Annotated in this window: 2 protein-coding genes and 1 tRNA gene; 2 read left to right on the forward strand and 1 reads right to left on the reverse strand. The window is 53.7% G+C overall.

Going from position 1 to position 19446, the window contains the following annotated elements:
* Window positions 1-37 precede the first annotated feature (37 nt).
* Window positions 38-109 (reverse strand) — tRNA-Cys (locus LQZ19_RS07865).
* 405 nt (window positions 110-514) lie between these two features.
* Here LQZ19_RS07865 and LQZ19_RS07870 point away from each other — a divergent pair.
* The gene (locus LQZ19_RS07870; protein WP_411047121.1) at window positions 515-18331 is read left to right on the forward strand and encodes a hypothetical protein; all 17817 of its coding nucleotides are present in this window, start codon (window positions 515-517) and stop codon (window positions 18329-18331) included.
* Window positions 18328-19308 carry a hypothetical protein gene (locus tag LQZ19_RS07875; RefSeq protein ID WP_411047122.1) on the forward strand — a complete coding sequence of 327 codons (981 nt, stop codon included), beginning with the start codon at window positions 18328-18330 and terminating at the stop codon, window positions 19306-19308. The genes LQZ19_RS07870 and LQZ19_RS07875 overlap by 4 nt, the downstream gene beginning before the upstream one ends.
* Window positions 19309-19446: the final 138 nt, after the last annotated feature.

Raw genomic sequence — 19446 nt, forward strand, 5'->3', positions numbered from 1 at the left:
ATGTAAAGAAATATCAAACAAAGTAGACTAAAAACTAAGGCGCCGATTGGAATCGAACCAACGCATAAAGGTTTTGCAGACCTCTCCCTTACCGCTTGGGTACGGCGCCGTATAGTTTCAAATGTAGCAAAAAACGAGGGCCTTGTCTAGGCCTTTCCTGCCTATGGCTTCCCGCCTTATTTTGTCCCCGCAGTTATAATTCTTGTCAAAAAAACCTGCGAAAAGGGCCATTCTACCGATAATATAGACCACTATTTATGGATGAACCGGCATGGGATGTGTTTTTTTCGCATTTTTTGGTTTTATTTACAATTTTCTGATCCGAAGGACAAATATTTTAATAAATCCGGGTAAAAAAATCTTTCATTTACTTTTACTTCTAATTAAAATGAAGTGTAAGTAAAAATGTAAATAAAAATGAAAGATCTAAGTGTCTTTAAAACACTTCATTACTCTCAAATTTTCGAAAATGTTTTTCTCAGCAATGATTTTTTACTTTTTACAGGGGTGCGTGATGATATCGTTTATTAAAAAGAGTGCGGCTTTGGTTCTGGCGGCTTGGATTCTGTTTTCTTGTGAAAGTCCTATTCAAGCAGGGTTGGGCGGTCGTGTAGATATTACGGGACCGGAAATAACCGTTCTTGACCCCGAAGCAGGGGATTATCTCAATGGTCTGGTAAACTTTAGCATCTTTGCCGACGATGACATCAAGGTGGAAAATGTCTTTGTATATGCCGCTCTGGAAGAAAATTTTCACAAAGAAAGTCCGGAATGGGTTGTCATTAACCCGCCGGAAAACGGAAAAATCTGGGTTTGGCAAAAAAATACCGCCAGTGAAGAGGATGGTATCCTCCTGGCACGGTTCAGGGCGGTGGATAATAGCGGAAAAACAAACGATACCGAGATTTTGTCCTATACGATTAAGAATTTACCCCCAAGGATCGACCTCAATATCCCCAATTTTAGCCTGAAAGATCGGACCCAGTTGCTTGGAGAGGAGCTTACCATCGCAAAAAACGGGCTTTCCATCGATTCCGGCGGCGTTTTGATCGGTTATGCCACAGATATTCAGGGGGTTAGGTACGAATCTCCAAAAATTAAGCTCTGGCGCGAGGGTACACCCAAACCGTCCCACTGGGCCGATGTGGATATACCAAATTGGAAGGAACTTGACCCCGCATCCTCCCTGGCAAATTCAAGGGGACGGGAATTCCGGTACTACATCACCAATCACCAGGAACTGGATGATTTGGACCCAACCAAGTTTAAGGACCCCCGGATCGCTAACCCGCTGCCGGTGGGAAATTACCAGCTCCAGTTCCTGGTTACCGATACCAGCAAGGGCGAGGGGATCAGCGCTATTTTCCCGCCCACCCACACTATCGATGGGGTTGAGTACGATTACCTGAAAGTCCGTGTGGTCCCTTCCAATGAAACACCCCGCCTGGATGTAAAATTTACCCCCAACAATACCTACCAAAGCGAATCCTTTGTCATCGAAGCAAAGGCATCCCACTCCATGGGCATCGGTGAGATAGATCTGCTGGTCAGAAAATCCGGCGAAACGGGGCAGCACTCCCTTGCTTGGGCAACAAACACAGAAAACCTGTACGATCAGGATATTAACGGCATAGCGACCAAATCCCGCAGCACGGTAAGCGCTTTCGTAATCCCCGGCTATTCCTACCCGCAAACCAACGGCGCAAACTATCTGTTTGACTCGGGAACCTACGAATTTACGATTCAGGCGGTCTCCAAGGCCGGGGCGCGGTTTAGCCATACCCAGACCATCTACATCGACAACACCCGCCCCACGGTACAAATAACCCTGGTAGCCCCCGGTGTCTATGTGGACCCCGCGGACCCCAACTATTACTCCCTGGTTCACCATGAGCAGGATCGCTCCTCCTTCTTGGCGGATAACGCCCAGCATATTCCGGAAGCGTATATCGTAAACGGCAAGGTAAAAATCAATGTGGCCCCCTTTGACCAGAACGGCCTGGGAATCCAGGAAGTGGATACTGCGGGCAGGGAAATACGGCGCCTCCGCTACCTCCTGGCCAGGGTGAAGTACACCGCCTACGATCTCGCTAATCCCACTGCCCAAACGAATAAACTAAAGAGTATCCTGCCTCTGAACTCAGCCGGCGCCGCTCTGGACATGGATCTTATGTACGACGCCTTACCGGGCGATGAACGTACTTGGCGTTCCCACGGCGACGGCGAGTGGATAGCGGGATTCATGGATAGGCTCCTGGGATCATCCGATACGGGGACCGGTATAAGTTCCACCGCAGCGGACATTATAACCCTGGATACCACCACGGCGATCCCCTCCTCTTGGAGCGGTGAGGGAGAACTGTACCTGTTCATCACCGCCAAGGATAAGGCCAATAACCTGGCCGCCCTGCTCAAGGGTACCGACACCATCGGCTACCACCTCCGGGTGAACCAGGGATCGGATAAGCCCTACGTTACATTTACCGATATCAAGGACACCGTAGACACTCCGGCAAAACTGAAGGGCGTCTATGACAATATCATGGAATCAACGGTGCGTATCCGGGGAACCCTGGAGGACGATGACGGCATTCTCGTTAGCCCGGCTTCAGTCGGGTTCAAGATTCTCAAAGAGGGCGATCCTGAGATCGATGCAAAAATAATACCCTTCAACGCCGAGCTGTATAACGGGCGGGAGGGTAAATCTCTTTCCTTCAACTTTAGCCGCCAGGATCTGGGCAAAGCCTATGGCATAACCAGCGCTCCCGGCCTTCCCGATGGGGTGTACCGTTTAATGGTATACGTGACGGACGACGCCGGTAAGAAGGACGGCGCCCCCACATCGAATAACGAGCCCGTAAAACCGGTCTGGTTTGCCATTGACGCCGAATCCCCGGGGATTGAAATTGTCGGCGTCAAAAATAATGACTTTGTGACAGAAGAATTACCCATGACGGTTAATGTGTCCGATGCCAACGGCCCCCTGCAGCTGGCAGTCAGACCTCCCCAATTAATGTATGAATCCAATATCGCACTCCAATACTGGAACCTTGACTACCTCCGGTGGATTAGCGGGATCGCGCCTGCAAACTGGTTTGACGCTATAACCGATAATCCATCTCAGCACTATTACTTTGGCACATACGGCGCGGATAAGCTAAGCGCCACAGGTATGCCCGCAGCGGCGCTGGTAACCTATATTCAAACCAAAGTACTTCCGGATGTAACGACTATTGCTGTACCGGTAACCACCACGGCTAATGACAAAACGACCACCCAATATAAATTCCACATAAAGGGTATTGATAATACTGCGACCCCTCACCTTACGGTGGGAATGATCGCCCAGGACAGGTTCCTCAAGGACACCACAAAAATCCTCTCGGTACAACTGGACAAGGAAAAACCCCATATTGAAATTACCAATGGGAACAGCAACATACGGTGGTTCCAGGGAATCGGCAGCATAAGCGGCAGAGTCTGGGATCCCTATAGCTCCGCCGAAATAACCGAAGCGGCCGCCACCGGAGCGGTCCGCCAGATCTATTACAAGAAAATCGCCTGGACAAGCCCCTCAACTCCACCGGCCGATCCGGGCCTTCCGGCCATCGGCAGCGAGGCAAGCGCCGGCTGGTTCCTGGCGGCCATAGATTTTCCGAATGAGCCCAAAGCGGGCTGGTCTGTTTCGGTGAGCGAAACCGATGCCGAGGGGATCTACACCCTGTACCTCTACGCAGTTGATCAGGCCGGTAACCGCGGTCCGGAGCCGACGGTAAGCCAGAAATACGGTTTAGATAAACATAGTCCTACTATAACTGTCAAAGTGGGAAATGTCCCCACCGGCGGTACTTCTACCGCAGCCCCCGAACCATTTAATCCCCCTTACCGGGATTTCCGGTTTGATCTTTCCGGGAACATTGCGGATAACCTGGGTCTGCAAACATTCACCATAACACAGAGCAAGGCGGGTGTAACGACTCCAATCCTTACGCCGGATGTCCCGCTCAGTCCCGGCGCCCTATCCCTCGACTGGATGCTGAGCAACCTGCCCAGAAAGGCTGATGGCAGCACCATCACTGATTGGACTACCGCTAACGGCGCCTATGACGGTACTTATACCTATACCCTCACCCTTACCGATATGGCCGGTCACACACCGTCCTCCACCCCTATAACACAGATTGTAAACATAGACACCAAGCCGCCTGTGGTTAAGATTACCTCCCACCATAGCTCACCAACACTGTCGGCTTTCATCCCAACGACCAGCATGATTCTGTCGGGCGAGATGATTGACGCGAATCCCGGGGATGTTTACTTTTGGGACGGTCCTATCGGAGCATCCCCCACGTCTCCCATTCCTGCTACCGCAGCTGCTGCGGAGTTGAGTACCGAATGGACAAAAGCCACAAACAACTCTTGGACTATTGAGTACAACCTTCCTGACGATGCAGTGCAAGGGCCCAGGCATATACAAATAATTGCCTTCGACATACTGGGTCACCGGAATACCGGGATAAGCTATACCGATAATAACGGCGATCCCTACCCGGCTTCTCCGAGTTATGATTTCCCCTACACCCTGGACAAATATGATCCCAAGCTAACGGAAACCGCTGTTGGGTCCGCATATGGGATCGGAAACCGGAAAAAGGTAGCCAGCAGCTTCAACTTAGAGGGAGTTGTAGGGGATGCTAATGGGGTACGGCGCATTACCATTACACAGTCATACCAGGGCGCCCCTACCGACCCCGCCTACAACTTTACCTATGAGGTGTTTAATTGCTGGAACGAGGCTACTTCTGCGTTTGTTTCCGGCGGCGCATATCTGCTGCCCGGATTGGACCATTCCTGGGACACGGGGCATAGATTTACTGTGGGCGGTACTTCTGTAGCCTCCGGCTTCAGCCTGCCCATGAAGAATACCGGAACCCCGGCTATGCCGATCCATGAGGTTAAGAGCGGAGAATTTGACTATATCATCACCGCCACAGATAAATTCGGCAGAGAGTCAAAGGAATACCGCTATGTAGTAGTGGATATAGAACCCCCGGAGGTAACACTCAAGGCCACCAATAAACCGGAGAATAGTTGGTATGACGGCCAAAATGCCCCCAAGGTCCTTGGTAATGCCACCGATGATCTTACCGATATAGACGCGGTCTTCGCCTGGTACGGCAAGGGAACCCTCTCCCCAAGCTATACCCCGCCACAAGCGCCGGCTTATGATACTATTGACCATATTATGTATAACCCGCCTGTTCCTGCAAAAACCTGGGAACGCGTGGGAACCACCGATTGGACTGTGCCCTTAAGCAGCATATTAGAGAACGACTTTGCGGAAGGGTATTATACCCTGTACGTTATTGCAGTGGATGGGGCCGGCAACATAGGCGGTAAAAAGACCGGTACCAGCCCAAGCGCCACCTACGCTCCCCTGAGATACGATTTCCGGGTGGATAAGGAAAAACCCACGGTTACAGAAACCCTGGTTGATCCCACGATCAATGTGGTTTACGATTCCGCTTCATTGACGGGAGCCCAAAAGAGCCCCCTCAGGAAAGGAAGCTTCGATCTTAATGTGAATTTAAAGGATAGCTATGGTGTGTACCGTCTGGAAGTAACTCAGAAACAGACCATTGAAATTGCCGGCAACCCCGTGGCTACCACAAAAACTATTCTTATAACAAGCTATTCCAGTAGTCCTACCGAACAAGCTGCGCCCTTCTCCAATTTGCCCTGGAATGAAGCCAATGCTGCGGACTCCGACGGAAACCGTTCCTATAGCAGCCCCATGACTGCGGTTGACGGCATCTACGAATATGAATTTACCGTGTATGACTTGACCTATTCCGACCCGGCGGTCAGAAAATCCGGCAAAGAGACCAGAAAGATTACCGTGGATACCACGCCCCCCAAGGTACATATCTTAGAACCGGGGGATGGTTACCAGACCTTAAGCAGCCAAATGAAAATCAGCGGTACCTCCACAGATGCCTACCCGGGAACCGACCGGGAAATATGGTATTGGACCGGGTCCGGAACAAGTATTATTCCGGGAAATATTTCGGGAATAGATGAGTTCAATGCGGCCAATAAGGCAGCCGGTAAATGGCAAAGGGCCGACGGAGGCATTGCTGCGGACTGGAACAAGCCGATTATTGCTCTGGGAACCCAGGAAGGCTACCGCAGGGTTGCGGTTGTCGCAGAGGATAGACACGGAAATGTTAGTCCCATCGAATGTTTTGATACGGGCACTAATACGGATCATGTGAATATCAGGTACTTCTCCAAGGACAATGCCCCGCCGGCTCTGCGTGAAGATATCATTGACACCAGGGGAAGGGTATCCAGGAGTCCCCTATTCACCATGGGCGGTAACACCAGCGATTCCAACGGCGTACAAAAAATCGAATTAAAACAGACCAGGGTTGGCCCCGAGCCATCCTTGGTACCAGAGACCATAACAGTTACCCTTAATCTGAACACCAATAGCGCTGATAAAAATCAAATCCAGTACTGGCTCTTTAAGGATCTGCCCTACGTCAGTGATACCGGCATCAGCCAAACTATCTCCAACCCGGCATCCATTGGCAGCGGGACCGGTCTTAGTTCCTTTACGCCCATTACATTAACGGGAACACCCTTTGCGGACAGCGGAACATTTGACTATGTCATAACCGTCTACGATGTTTCCGGAAGAATCACCGTGGAAGAACGGCATGTTACCATAGACACCCAGCCTCCAACGGTGGCGCTATCCACACCGCCGGTTAACCCGGCGCAGGATTCATGGCTCGCGGCAACCACTATCTTAAAGGGCAACGCCTATGATAGCGGCGGCAATAACTCCGGTGTGGACAGGGTGTATTTCTGGTACGGAGATCCTGCCAATCCTCCGACCCCGGCGACCTATGACACCAAGGCTCATCTCCAGGCCGTCGGCTCCGTTTGGACCGCAGTCAGTGCCGGAACGGGCGGCGCCTTTGAAATAACCCTGCCCATTTCCAACAGCACCTTTGTTGAGGGCAAGTACAAACTCCTGGTTCTTGCCCTGGATTTGGCGGGGAACATAGGCGGAACCACCAATATTTCCGCAACCACAGCACCGGTACCATACCTCTTCGGGGCCGATAAGGCTCCTCCGGATGCGGATGAATTAAGCGCCACCCTTCCCACCCAGGATCTCTATAAGACCGCTTTGTTCAGTCTGGAGGGCACCATATATGACTCCTACGGTATCAAGGATTATGAAAATGTTCAGATAACCCAGACCATAAACGGCAATCCTCCGGTACCCATTAAAATCTACGGTACCAATAGCAGCAATAGTGTTGCTAACTATACCGAAACCCAAGGCCATGCGTCCATTCCGTCCGGCAGACCTGCCACAACCCGGTGGTGGCAGCTTACAAACCTGCCCCGTAGACCCGATTCGGTTGGGAACCCAATGGCTCCCCTGGCGGATGGCAAGTACACCTATACTATTTCTGTTAAGGACAATGCGGGTAAAGAAACCACCATTACCCGGGTTGTGTATGTGGACGGAAATGCACCGGTAGTGGAAATAACCGGTCCTTCGGAGGTGGTTAACCAGAAATGGTATGACGGATCATCAATATCCATAACCGGAAGGGCCACGGATGCCGCCCCGAGTTCGGGGATAGACGCCGTGTATATCTGGTACAGCAGCGGAGACGGTACCGGAAGCGGCGCTGGAAACCCTGCGCCATCGGCCTTGGTCGTTGATGCGGCCGGCAACATTACTTCCGGCAGCGGATGGGCAAAGGCGGGCATCACGGTGGACACGGGCAATCCGGGTCTTGCCACTTGGAACAGCGCGTCATACAGCCTAAGCGCCGAAGGTCCGCGTACCGTATCGGTTAAATCCCGGGACAAGGCGGGTCACATGAGCGCCGCGGTAACCAAAACCTTCTGGGTAGACGATGCACCCCCGACTCTGCTGAACATACCTGCCGTAACAAGTCCGAGAAACAGCAACTTTACCCTGTCCGGTAATGCCTGGGACACGAACGGCCTTAAATCCGTAAGCATAGTCCAGAAGAAACTCGGCGTCTCCGGCGCCAACGCAACGGTTGAGATATTTAACGCCGCGGCCTTCACCGTTGGTTCCGGTACCGGTTCCGGCCTGGACAGCAGTAACCTTGCGGCCTGGACCATGGGCACAGAAACGCTCCCCCGCCGGCAAACGGCTGCGCACCCATACGCCTTGGAGGATGGGACCTATACCTATACCATCATCCTGACCGATAAGTCAGGGCGGATCACGGAACAAACGATAACGGTCCTGGTGGATACCACCGAACCCAAGAATATCAGCGGCAGCACAAGCGATATTACGATTACCTATCCCCAAGCCGCTGTTAGCGAAGATGGTGTTAACACCTGGATAGGCGGAACCAGCCTGACGATCAGAGGAAGCGCCAGGGATCACAACCGGAACCTTGACCCCACTCCGCCTGAGGGAACCCTTACACCCTCCGGAATATCCAAGGTACTTTTCTGGGCAAGCCATAACCTCAGCGCCACTCCGGCGGCCCCCGGCGGTCCAACTAATACGGGCGTTTGGCAGGCGGCCACCTACGATTCGTCCACCCAGGAATGGAACCAAACCTTCAACCTGGAAGATTTCAGCCTGCAAGCGGGAGCCAATAAACTCTGGGTGCGGGCCTATGATAATGCGGGAAATCTCAGCGCTTCCTATACCCGTCTTTTCGGGGTGGATCAGGACGATCCTGCGCTTACCGAAACTACCGTTATGAATGACTTCTCTCTTACTACGCATCCCGCCTCATATACCTATGCCCGTGATACTTTCTTTACCCTATCCGGCAAGGTCGAAGAAACCAATATAGACAGGGTGGTAATTACCCAACATGTCAGAAACGCCGACAGCAGCTATGTTAATGCAGCCCCGGTGGTGATCGCCACACTTAAAACCACCGGCGGCATTACCGGAAGCGGGACCACAAAAGACTGGACCTTGCCTGTCAACAACCTGCCCAGAAAATTCGCGGCAGATGGGAGTACCGTCGATTCAACACAAACCCTGACCCAAACTGAACTTGATGTTACGGATAAAACCTTCATCTATTCTATCAAGGCCTATGATCTGGCGGGAAAAGAAAGCAGCGTGGTTACCCGCACGGTTACTATTGACAAAACCGGACCCACGGTTGTTATTACAAAACCCATCCCCTCGGCCAGTTTCTCGGAATCCCCCATACAGATTAAAGGTACGGCCGTCGACGGCAACGCCGTACATTCCGTCTATTATCGTATTACCCAGACCCCTGCCGATAGCTCAGCGGCGGCTACGCTTCTTGAAGCAATCGCTCCCACCGTTGCGGGAAAGCGGACTTATCCCAATTCCTCTGCAAATTCAGTTTCCACCCAATGGTCACCGGCCGAAGGAGCCGAAGAGTGGTCTAAGTATGTAGACTTTTCCACCTATTTCGGCGGCGGCGGTATCGAAGAAGGTGCGCTGACACTATGGGTAATTGGTAAGGACATCGGCGCCAACTTCGGCGGCAGTTCCACAACAGCCGGAAACCCGGTACGCGTGGACTTTACCCTGGACAAGAATCTCCCGGTGATTGGCGATATCACGTATAACACCGAGACCGCTTATCAAAGCATTACCAGAATAACCCGGAACATTTACGCCAACGGCAATTTCTCCTTTAGTTTCGACGCCTGGGACACCAACGTTTTAGCGGCAGCCAACCCGGTGCTGGTAAAACGTAATGGCGCTACCCTTTCAACGGGTGTAACCGTCACATCACAGCTGCCAAATCCCCCTCAGACCGGCATCACCGCCGAAAAGAACAGGCGCGTAATAATCAGGCAGGAGGTCGGCAGCAGTGCAGGCCAGCTGGCGGACGACACGTATACTTACACCATTATTGTTACGGATGCTGCGGGTAAAACAACGGAGAAAACCATAAGCATAGTGGTGGACACCGTAAAGCCCGACTTGACCATCGGTAGTATTACTCCCCTGGTAACGGAGACATCCGGCGGCATCGAGACTAGTAATGTTAACGGATTCTTCTGGTTCAGCGTGAACGCCATGGATGCCGACAGCAATATTTTCCCCTATGTGATGTATCCCACATCCCCGACTCCCGATCTGGGCAGCGACGGCTCCGAATTTGGCGGGGTTAAATATTACTTAGCGCTTGATGGCGTAAGCGGCCACCCCATGGCGAGCCCCTTTACCGACGCCGGCGGCACGGTTCTAACCAAAAGCGCCTACCGGGGTCTTGTTGACAGCACCTTACTTAATCCAGGGGCGAAATATACCCTCCACGTATACGCCCGGGACGGTGCGGGGAATATTGCCCACACCAGTTATATCAACCCCCTTACGGTTAACCAGGACACGGACAAACCGGTGATAAATATTCCCGCCATGGGCGCCACCAATGAAACCGGCATTTCCGGAACCCTGAACTTGGATCCAAAGAATGGCGGCTACCCCATAACAGGGTTCGTCACCGATGACGACAATGTGGACGGCCTAACCAACGACACGAAGCTGTTATTCTACATTTCCCAGAAGGACCCCGCCTCCATCCCGGCCGCTAACTGGGAGCTGATTCCCTACAATAATACTGCCGGCGAAGGCAGGGTAAAGAAAGCGCAGTCCACGAGCAATTCGGATAAGGAATGGAACTTTACCTATACCGTTCCATCGGCCTATTTAGACGGGAGTTACCTGTTCAAAGTTGTAGCCTCCGATAAGGACAAGACCTTCCCCTACACACAAAACCAAACTCCTGCGGTAACCCTGAATGTTCAGGCTGTCAAAACGGTGGAGCCGATTTATAGGCTCAACGTGGACTCCAGGAATCCCGAGATAACGGTAACCCATATAGAAAATACCTATAAAGCCACCCAGACAATTACGGGAACCGTAAAGGAAGCCACCCTCAAAACCTTCAAGGTCACCCTGGACGGCAGCAAGGTTTATGACGCCTTCAATCCCGACGGCACCGTTAAGATCGGCGGCGATCTTTTACTCAGCGGCATTAATGAAACAAAAACCTGGACCCTGAACATTCCCGCTGCGGATTTCAACGCCCTGAATGACGGGCCCCACAGCCTCCTCTGGAGCGCGGAAGACGCGGTAGGCAATCCCGGTTCTCTGGGAAAAACCTTCTACAAGGATTCCTCCGGGCCGGATATTAACTTTACGAATATTAACGAAGACCAGATGTACATCATCAAAGGCCTGGACACTAACTCGGAAAGCATTTGGTACAATCCCAAGGTCATGAACACCGCCGCCATCATCACGAAGGATGAAGAGTCCCTTAAATTGATTGCGGATGTTATTACCGACGGCACCCCAAAACTGACGGGAACCTTCAGTGATGAATTCTCCACGGTCTTTGAGATCGTCTCCGGGAACCCGGTCATTAAGTTCTGGTACCGTTTCGATGCCCCCGGTGCATCCAACACCGATGTCAACCCATGGATTGAGGCGGGTACTACTGACTATCTGCCAAATCTGAGCGACCTGGATGGTTCACAAAAAACCGTGCGCTGGCAGATACCCCTTTCCGGCCTGGGCCAGGGCTACCACACCGTGGACATCAAGGTGTTTGACCGCTGGGGCAGCGAAAACGGCTTAACCGTACGGGCCAGCGCTAACGATCCTACGACGGGTAAGTATTACCCATACGAGCGGGTAGCGTTCCGCCTGGATAGCGATCCCCCGGAAATAATCCTTACACCGAAGGATGCTTCGAACAAAGCCCTGGTAGACGGTGACACCTTTGGACCCCATAGTACCGGGCAACTCATGTTTAATCTCCTGGCAACGGTCAAGGATGTTACCCTCAGCGAAGTTAACGCCAGGATAAATGTGGGGAACAACACCTATTACACCTTTACTAACCTTGGAACCATCGTTGACGGCGCAGTGAAGACCCTGACCATCAACAAAACCTTTACCGAGACCGATATGACAACCCTCCTGGCAGCAGCTCAAGCGGCGGGTGAAACTTCTAACATCTATACGGTTATTATCACCGCAGTGGACGGAGCGCCCCGGCAGACCATTGAAACCATTCAGTTTAAGATGGATGGCGCGCCGCCGAGGATCACCACCAGTAATCTGGTTACCAACAGAAGCGCCGCCACGGGGTACCCCTCGGTTTTAATCGACGCCCAGCCCACCATCCAGGGCAACATTTCTGACGATTCCGGCATAGGAGTGGCCAAATACAGCATTGCCAAGTGGGATTACACCGCCAATAGCGGAGCAGGGGACTGGGGTGCGGGAACCACACACGACCTGTCGGATACGGTATTTACCAGCGCCTTTGTCACCATGGAAGCCTTTACCATCAACCTGGGAAGCTCCGGAACCGGCGCTCTCGGTCTGACCGATGGCAAGTACAAAATCTCCTTCGAGCTTAAGGACAAGGCATCGCCGAATCCAAATGCGGCTGCCAAGATCAACACCACCGTTGGTGTTCCGGCATCAGGGGATGCCATCAACAACATAGAGTTCTTCATCGACAGGGCTGCCCCCGCTATGGAAACGGTGAACTTTAAATCTCCGCCCTTCTACAGCGGCATGGAAGTGAACATCAGCAGCGCTGATTACATGGCCGTCTATATTAAGGCTTCAGATCTTAACACCATTACTACGATCCGGGGAAAACTGGAAAGCGATAGCAACTGGACCTATACCGGCGCCCTGCATACGGATTCAACCGCAGCGCCGGGAGCCAACTACCGGATACTCATCCCCCGGGTTTCCACCGCCGAAGGTCTTCATACCCTCACCCTGGAAGCCACCGATGGGGCCGGGAGAACCTTTACCACCACCAGGGACTTCACCTTGGACAAATCGCAGCCCATGCTGGAGGTTATTGAACCGCAGTATCCGAACCCGGACAATCATACCATTCCTGCTGAAATAACTTCCCAGGCGACTATCCGCGGCATAACCGTGGATAACAACTCGGTGAGCAAGTTGTACTACCTTTTCGGCCGAAGGGAAGTTACCAACGGTACCCTTGATGCGGCCGGCCCGGCCGGAACTACCGCAACGGTGGATGGCAAGATCTGGCGCGAGTTTAACGCCGGTATTAACAAGGCCGGTAATACCATAGCTTTTGGTTCCTACACCGCCCCATCTGCGGCCAACCCGGACTTAGCCCAGGGCGGAGGCAGCTTGTACAACTGGACCATCATGCTCCCCAACTCCGTGGATCTTACCACGGACCTGGTATCCGGTGTCGGAAGATACGTTTCTCTCCGGAGCGGCAGCACCTTCCTTTGCGATCTGCCCATCAAATTTATGATGATTGACTCAGCGGGAAACAAGGCGATTGTGGACTATACGATCATCGTGAATCCCAAGGGAGATGAACCTATGGTCACCTTCTCCCAGCCCAATCCTGCCCAAACGGCGCTTCAAAACGAAGTGGGCGGGGTAATCCAGGTAGTTGGTACCGCCAAGGACAACGACTGGATACACCGGGTGGTATTCCGGGTGTTTAAATCAGCCGACCCCGCCACCGCCACGATCACCGATGTGTTTACCGATACTGGTTGGACGTCGGACCAGGCGACAAACGACGCCTATGCAGCCCTGGGCGACAATCGCGGCGGCTGGTTCCAAGCCCCAATACTCGGTACGCCGGGTTCCAACATCAGTTGGAGCTTTAACCTCAACAATAACGGCGGGCTCAACCCGGTCGGCGGCAGTAACGGTAGGGTGGTCACCATCCAGGCCCTGGCCTATGATACTTCTCCCTTCAACCATCTTGCGGCAAAAACCATGGGAGAAATCGCCACTGTCCAGGTTACCTTTGTAAACGGCCTGCCCTTCGTGGTTAATAACAGCACCATCATTACTCCGGATTCCAAAAACGGAAGGCCCTTCTTTTACAACACCAATAATCAGAATATTGGGGGCATATTTACCATAACAACCAGGATTAGGGATGATAACGGGTTGAAAGAACTTACCTATCATGGCGAGGACTCCACCGCGTGGTCTACTAACATTTTCACGATTACGCCGGAAGTCGGAGCAACCACCTACGCCAAACCGGTAACGGTAGTGCCAGCCGCCGGTCTTAACCCCAGTACCTATTACCTCGTCTTGGAAGGTCCAAACCGGACCAACCTCCCCTTCCTGGGCAGTAGTCCGCCCGCAGGTTTGATTTCCGCATCACCGGCGCTCAACGAAACCGGCGACGGCCCCTACACCTATGCTGCGGGCAAGAAGGGCTATATCGAGTATGAGGTACGCCTCGAATTCGATTCCACCGCCCTTAAGAACAGGGACCAGCAGCTCTTCGTTAACCGGGCCGGACACTATGTGCTCTCTATTCTGGCCACGGATCATACGGACTTCAAGATGCCCCTGGAATTGACCCTCAATATCGACAACTTCTTCCCCCTGGGAACCTATACCGGCAACGGTGTGGCCGCAGGCACCAGCTATCAACTCCAGGGCCTTGCCTGGGATACCGGCGCCGGCGTCACGGTCCAGGGTATAAAGAAGGTGGTGGCATGGTTCAGCCGGGGCGAGCAATTCGTCCCCCTGAATGAAAAAGCCATGGGCAGCGGCGCCGCATTCAAGCCGGCCGACGGGTCAATCACGGTGGCAACGGGCCGCACCGACGCCAACTCCGGCGTCACCCCGGCGCCCACCATGACTATCAACACCGGAGCATCCTGGATTAAATTCCCGGACCTACGGTACACCAGGAGATATGTCGACAACGATGCTACGCTGGGCAATGAACCCCTTTATAATCTGTCCTCGCTTAATATTTCGGGGATCGAGATCGATGCAAACGAGCCGACCCAGGACAATGACCTGGACGGATTCCTGGAAGGTCTGGCGGATGCGGGAACGAATTACCAATGGTACGGCCGTATCGACACTACCAAGTTCAACGATGGTCTGTTAACGGTACACTATCTGGTGTACGACAAGGCGGGGAACGCCAGCTACTACAACAATACTATTTTCATAAGCAACAACCCGCCCAAGGTTACCGGCGTTGATATCGGCACCGATGTCCTCAAGGTTGGGGCCACCACCGACCCCAGGGGCCACCGGACCATTAGCGCCAACTACGGGAACACCAACTTCACCGTCCGGAACCAGCAGCTGAGCTTCAAGATCAATATCTCCGGCGACGACGGGGCCAAACCCTTCCACTACCGCTTTGGGTATGTTACCAACCGTGTTTCAAAATCGGCAAGCGTACTGGAAACCGGAAAAATCTACTCCATTGAAGCGGTGGGAACCGTGAACTGGACCGCGGTGGGTGCGCCGGACGGCTACGATGTGGGCACAACCTTTATGGCAACCGACCACACCAGCTTTGGTACGGGCACCGCTCTGGAACTTACCATAACCGACGTACGGGCCCATAACACCAATGCCCATGAAATTTCCTACAATTACTACAACGGCAGCGGCGCCGATGGTACCCGCAACGATTTCCCCGCCATAGCGGACACCACCATACCGAACGACGCATGGTTCGTCCTCAGGGTGTACAACTCCCTGAAGATCCCCATGATTCCCGATACGGGATGGATGATGGACGGCGGGAACATAGATGTAGGTCCCGATGGCACTACCCCGGTATATCGTGATACCCCATACGGGAACCCGGACTTGCGGTTCAACATCTGGGATCAGCCCTACGACGTGGTCCGTATCGGGCTCAACGTGGCTAACGACGATACGGTTAAGCCGGAGGTTAAACTCTGGGACTTCAATCCCGGAGGGGAAGCGGCGGGCATCACCGGAGCAACCGGAACGGCGGCGCAGCCCCCCAGTTCGATAAACATAACGCCGAACGCGGCGCTCAGCCCCAACCTGCTTAAGGGCGGCCTCTACAATCCCAGGAACAACAATAGAAATATTGAGCGTTCAGGCCATATTGAACCCCGGTTTGCCGCAGGCCAGAATAGCTACTTCATCGAAGGCAATTACGGTTCCGCCAACTTCGCCAAGGACACCCTGAGCGGGGAAGTAATACTCCGGGGCTTTGCCTACGATGATCAGCGTCTGGGCGCAGTGTACATCAAGATCGGCAGCGACAATGAATTCAAAATCCTCCAGTCCGATGACACCACTCCCTACAATCCAAGCACTCCCAACAACCGGGGACTTCTGATCCCGATGAGCGGTCAAAGCGCCTTTGTGTACAACCAGATAGATGTTGCGGGGCATATGGCCGAATGGGCCTATGTCTGGAACACCGCTACCCTGCCCGCCAATTTCGTGGCCGGGGACAACGTGAAAGTCCAGGTACGGGTCGAAGACAAACGGAGCATCCCCAACAGCAGCGTTACAAGACTGCATCCCAACACCGGCGAACCCGCCGACGGCTCCGCCATACTTACGGGCAGCAACAACGGCCGGTATCCCCTGGTCCTGCGGAATGCCGACGGGTGGCGTCTGAACTTAGCCGCCGATATGGGTTACAACCGTATCGCCGTAACCCTGGCGCCCTACCTCAATTCCCTCCAGCGGGAAACCGGCAAGGGGTACAATTCCCTCCGGTCCCGCCAGGGCTGGTATAGCTTCAGCCGGGGTGAAACCATCGTTGCCCAGGGCTGGAACCTTAAATTCCCCGGCGCTAATACCACCGTAACCTTAGATACCGACACCGCCACCGTAAACGCAACCGTGGGCAATCAAACCACTACGGGCATTACCTTTACGGTACCCGCAACCGCCGTCAGCGGCAATGTTAGGCTGCTGGCCAACGGCGTCACCACGGTGAACGAGCGGAACGACAACCGGAACCCCTGGAACCGGGAGGATTACAACCTCAGCATAAGCGGCAACGACCTTTGGAAGGATGACCGGGCCGCTCATATCTGGCATACCACCGGAGACATTGGGAGCGATAGAACCCAGATCGCCGGTAGTAATAACCCGACGGACCCCGCCATGACCATGAATCCCGCAAACGGAGTGCTCTGGTCTTCCTGGTCGGCGCCTTCCCATTCGGCGGTCTACATGGCCGCCAATAATGCTACCAGTTCTACGAATGTTTTAACGAACACCGGCGGCGGCGGCATGGATAGCACGGATATCTATTATGCGTACCCCCAGCGGAATTATCCGGTCGGCAGCAGTAACCCCACCGCCTATCCTACGGTATTCTTCAATAGTATCCGTAAGTATAATAGTAATTTCGGCGTCACCCAATCGGGCGGCATTAAGGGTTATGATCCCGCCGGCGCCTCCCGGTTTGAAAATTACGGATCAGGAGAAAACCACCAGTACAACGTGGAATTGGACATCCATAATGAGATAACCGGCCAGTTTGGAAATCCACGGGTGGTGTACCGGGGTGATAATATGCATGTTACCTACTACGACTCCAAGGATAAATCCCTGAAGTACTGGTTTGGCAGGACAGGGTATTCTATCAGCAGCGGTAATTATACGAGCAACGCCACGCCCTCCAGCGGAAACCAGCATGGTTTGAACGCCCCGGCCCAGCACTGGATCAACCTTGACGGCGGTTCTGATGCTCAGGATACCACCGGTTCAAACCGGGTCAGGCCCAATGGCGCCGGTGAGGCGGGTACCAATAACTTCCCCCGCGCAGACAATGCAGGCCCATGGAGCGCCGTTGATGTGCAAAACACCGGAAGACCTGTGGTCGCCTACTTCGATGACGAACATGCAACGCTGCGTATAGCCTATGCCACCACAGACCTCAATCCCGTGGCGGCCCAATGGAATGTGCAGTACGCCATGCAGACCGGCGATGAAAACTATTCCTTCGCCGGGGAATACGTCAGTATGCAGATCGATCAGACCAACAACGACGCCCATCTGGCCTTCTTCAAGTCCAATAGCACCCAGCTTATTTACCTTAAATTGGCGTGGGCAGGTGGAAAGTATGTCCAATCCTACGGCCCCAGCATCATCATCGACGAGTCGAGCGCCAACGGCAAATGGGTGGATCTTACCCTTGACAAGCAAAATCGCCCCTGGATATCCTATCTGGATATTTCCCGGGCCGGCAACTACGACGGTATTAAGATGGCTTACTACAACCCCAGTAAGTACGAGCAGGGTGAGCACTCCTATGATGTAAACGGCATCGAGAAAACAGGATGGGAAACCATGAACGTCCCGGCCCTATACAAGGCATCGGATAACCGTACCAACATCGAAGTATGGCCCCACAGGGATACTCCGTCGGGCTGGACTTCCAAGCCCTGGGCTGCAGCGGTGGGGTATACGAACCCCGACTACTGCCGCATCGCCTACTACATCAGGCCACAATCATGAGCAAGCGAAGAGGGGGGGGCCTCCTTTTACTGGCGGCTATGGTAATCGGAGCGTTCACCCTCCACCGGAATTGGCCCCGCCCTGTCTGGTATGTGGCGGAGGGGCTTGAAAAACAATGGGGTGAACTATTAGAAAAAGCGTCATCCCCTCCCCCCTTCACGCGTATCGCCGTCTACGATCCGGAAGCCGGGATTAAGAAGGGGCAATACGGTATTATTATTACGAAGGATTTCCCGGCCGGCCAATCCGACATCGAACCAAACAGCGATACTAACGCCGAAACGCCGCCCGTGCGGGTATTCCCCCGGCTCTACGAAAACCGGGCCGGCTACCGGGGAACCATACCCCTGGCTTTGAACCCCTGGCTCATATTCCGCAAAACCGGAGACCCCCAGCTTACCCTGGAACGTATCAGGAACCCCGCAGGCGGCGAAGGCAGCCTCATCATACCCGGCGCCGAAGCCGATGCCGTTCACGCCTGGCTGTGCCAGCTTTTACAGGACAGCCCCGGCAGCTTCTCCCGGGACAGGCGATCCTGGGAACTTGCGGAGGAGCGGCTCATCTACGGCAACCGCCGTTTCCAGCAGGGCGCCCTAACCTACACCTGGTTTGATGTATGGCTGAACCTGCTGCGGAACGATCCCGCCTGGGTATACGCCCCCCTCAGCATGGTCCGGGGCCTCTCCTCCTACGACGCCGGCCGCCTGGACGCCGCCATCTTCCCCATCCCCAGGGACTGGAACGAGTACGGCCTCCAGGCGGACATACTCTGGGCCGTCCCCAAAGCCCCGGAAAAGCTGCAACCGAAGCTTGACCCCGCTAAAACCTGGCTGGCCGCCCCGGAAACCCAGGCCCGCATCGCAGAAATACTGGGCTGGATCCCCGCCCACCCCAATGGCAGGCCCTACGACACTATCGCACGGGAGGCGCAGGTGGCATGGTTTAGTAGCTCCTTTATTTGGCAGGGCGAACGGTAATTCCGCCGTGGGGTAACGGATTTTGCTTTAGTTTGGCATACTTTCTGCCGATACCTTAAGTTAGTTTTCCCTAAGCTACTCCGGAAGATCGAGTTTTTTTGAGAAAAGCTTATTTTTATCTTCCAATTTTGGCGTTTT

Origin of the sequence: Treponema primitia (genome assembly GCF_046533075.1) — a bacterium.
GTDB classification, from domain to species: Bacteria; Spirochaetota; Spirochaetia; order Treponematales; family Breznakiellaceae; genus Termitinema; species Termitinema primitia_B.

What these genes read in the sequence shown, in the direction of transcription:
- LQZ19_RS07870 (WP_411047121.1), top strand. Translation starts at nt 515, where the DNA reads ATGATATCGTTTATTAAAAAGAGTGCGGCTTTGGTTCTGGCGGCTTGG.
- LQZ19_RS07875 (WP_411047122.1), top strand. Translation starts at nt 18,328, where the DNA reads ATGAGCAAGCGAAGAGGGGGGGGCCTCCTTTTACTGGCGGCTATGGTA.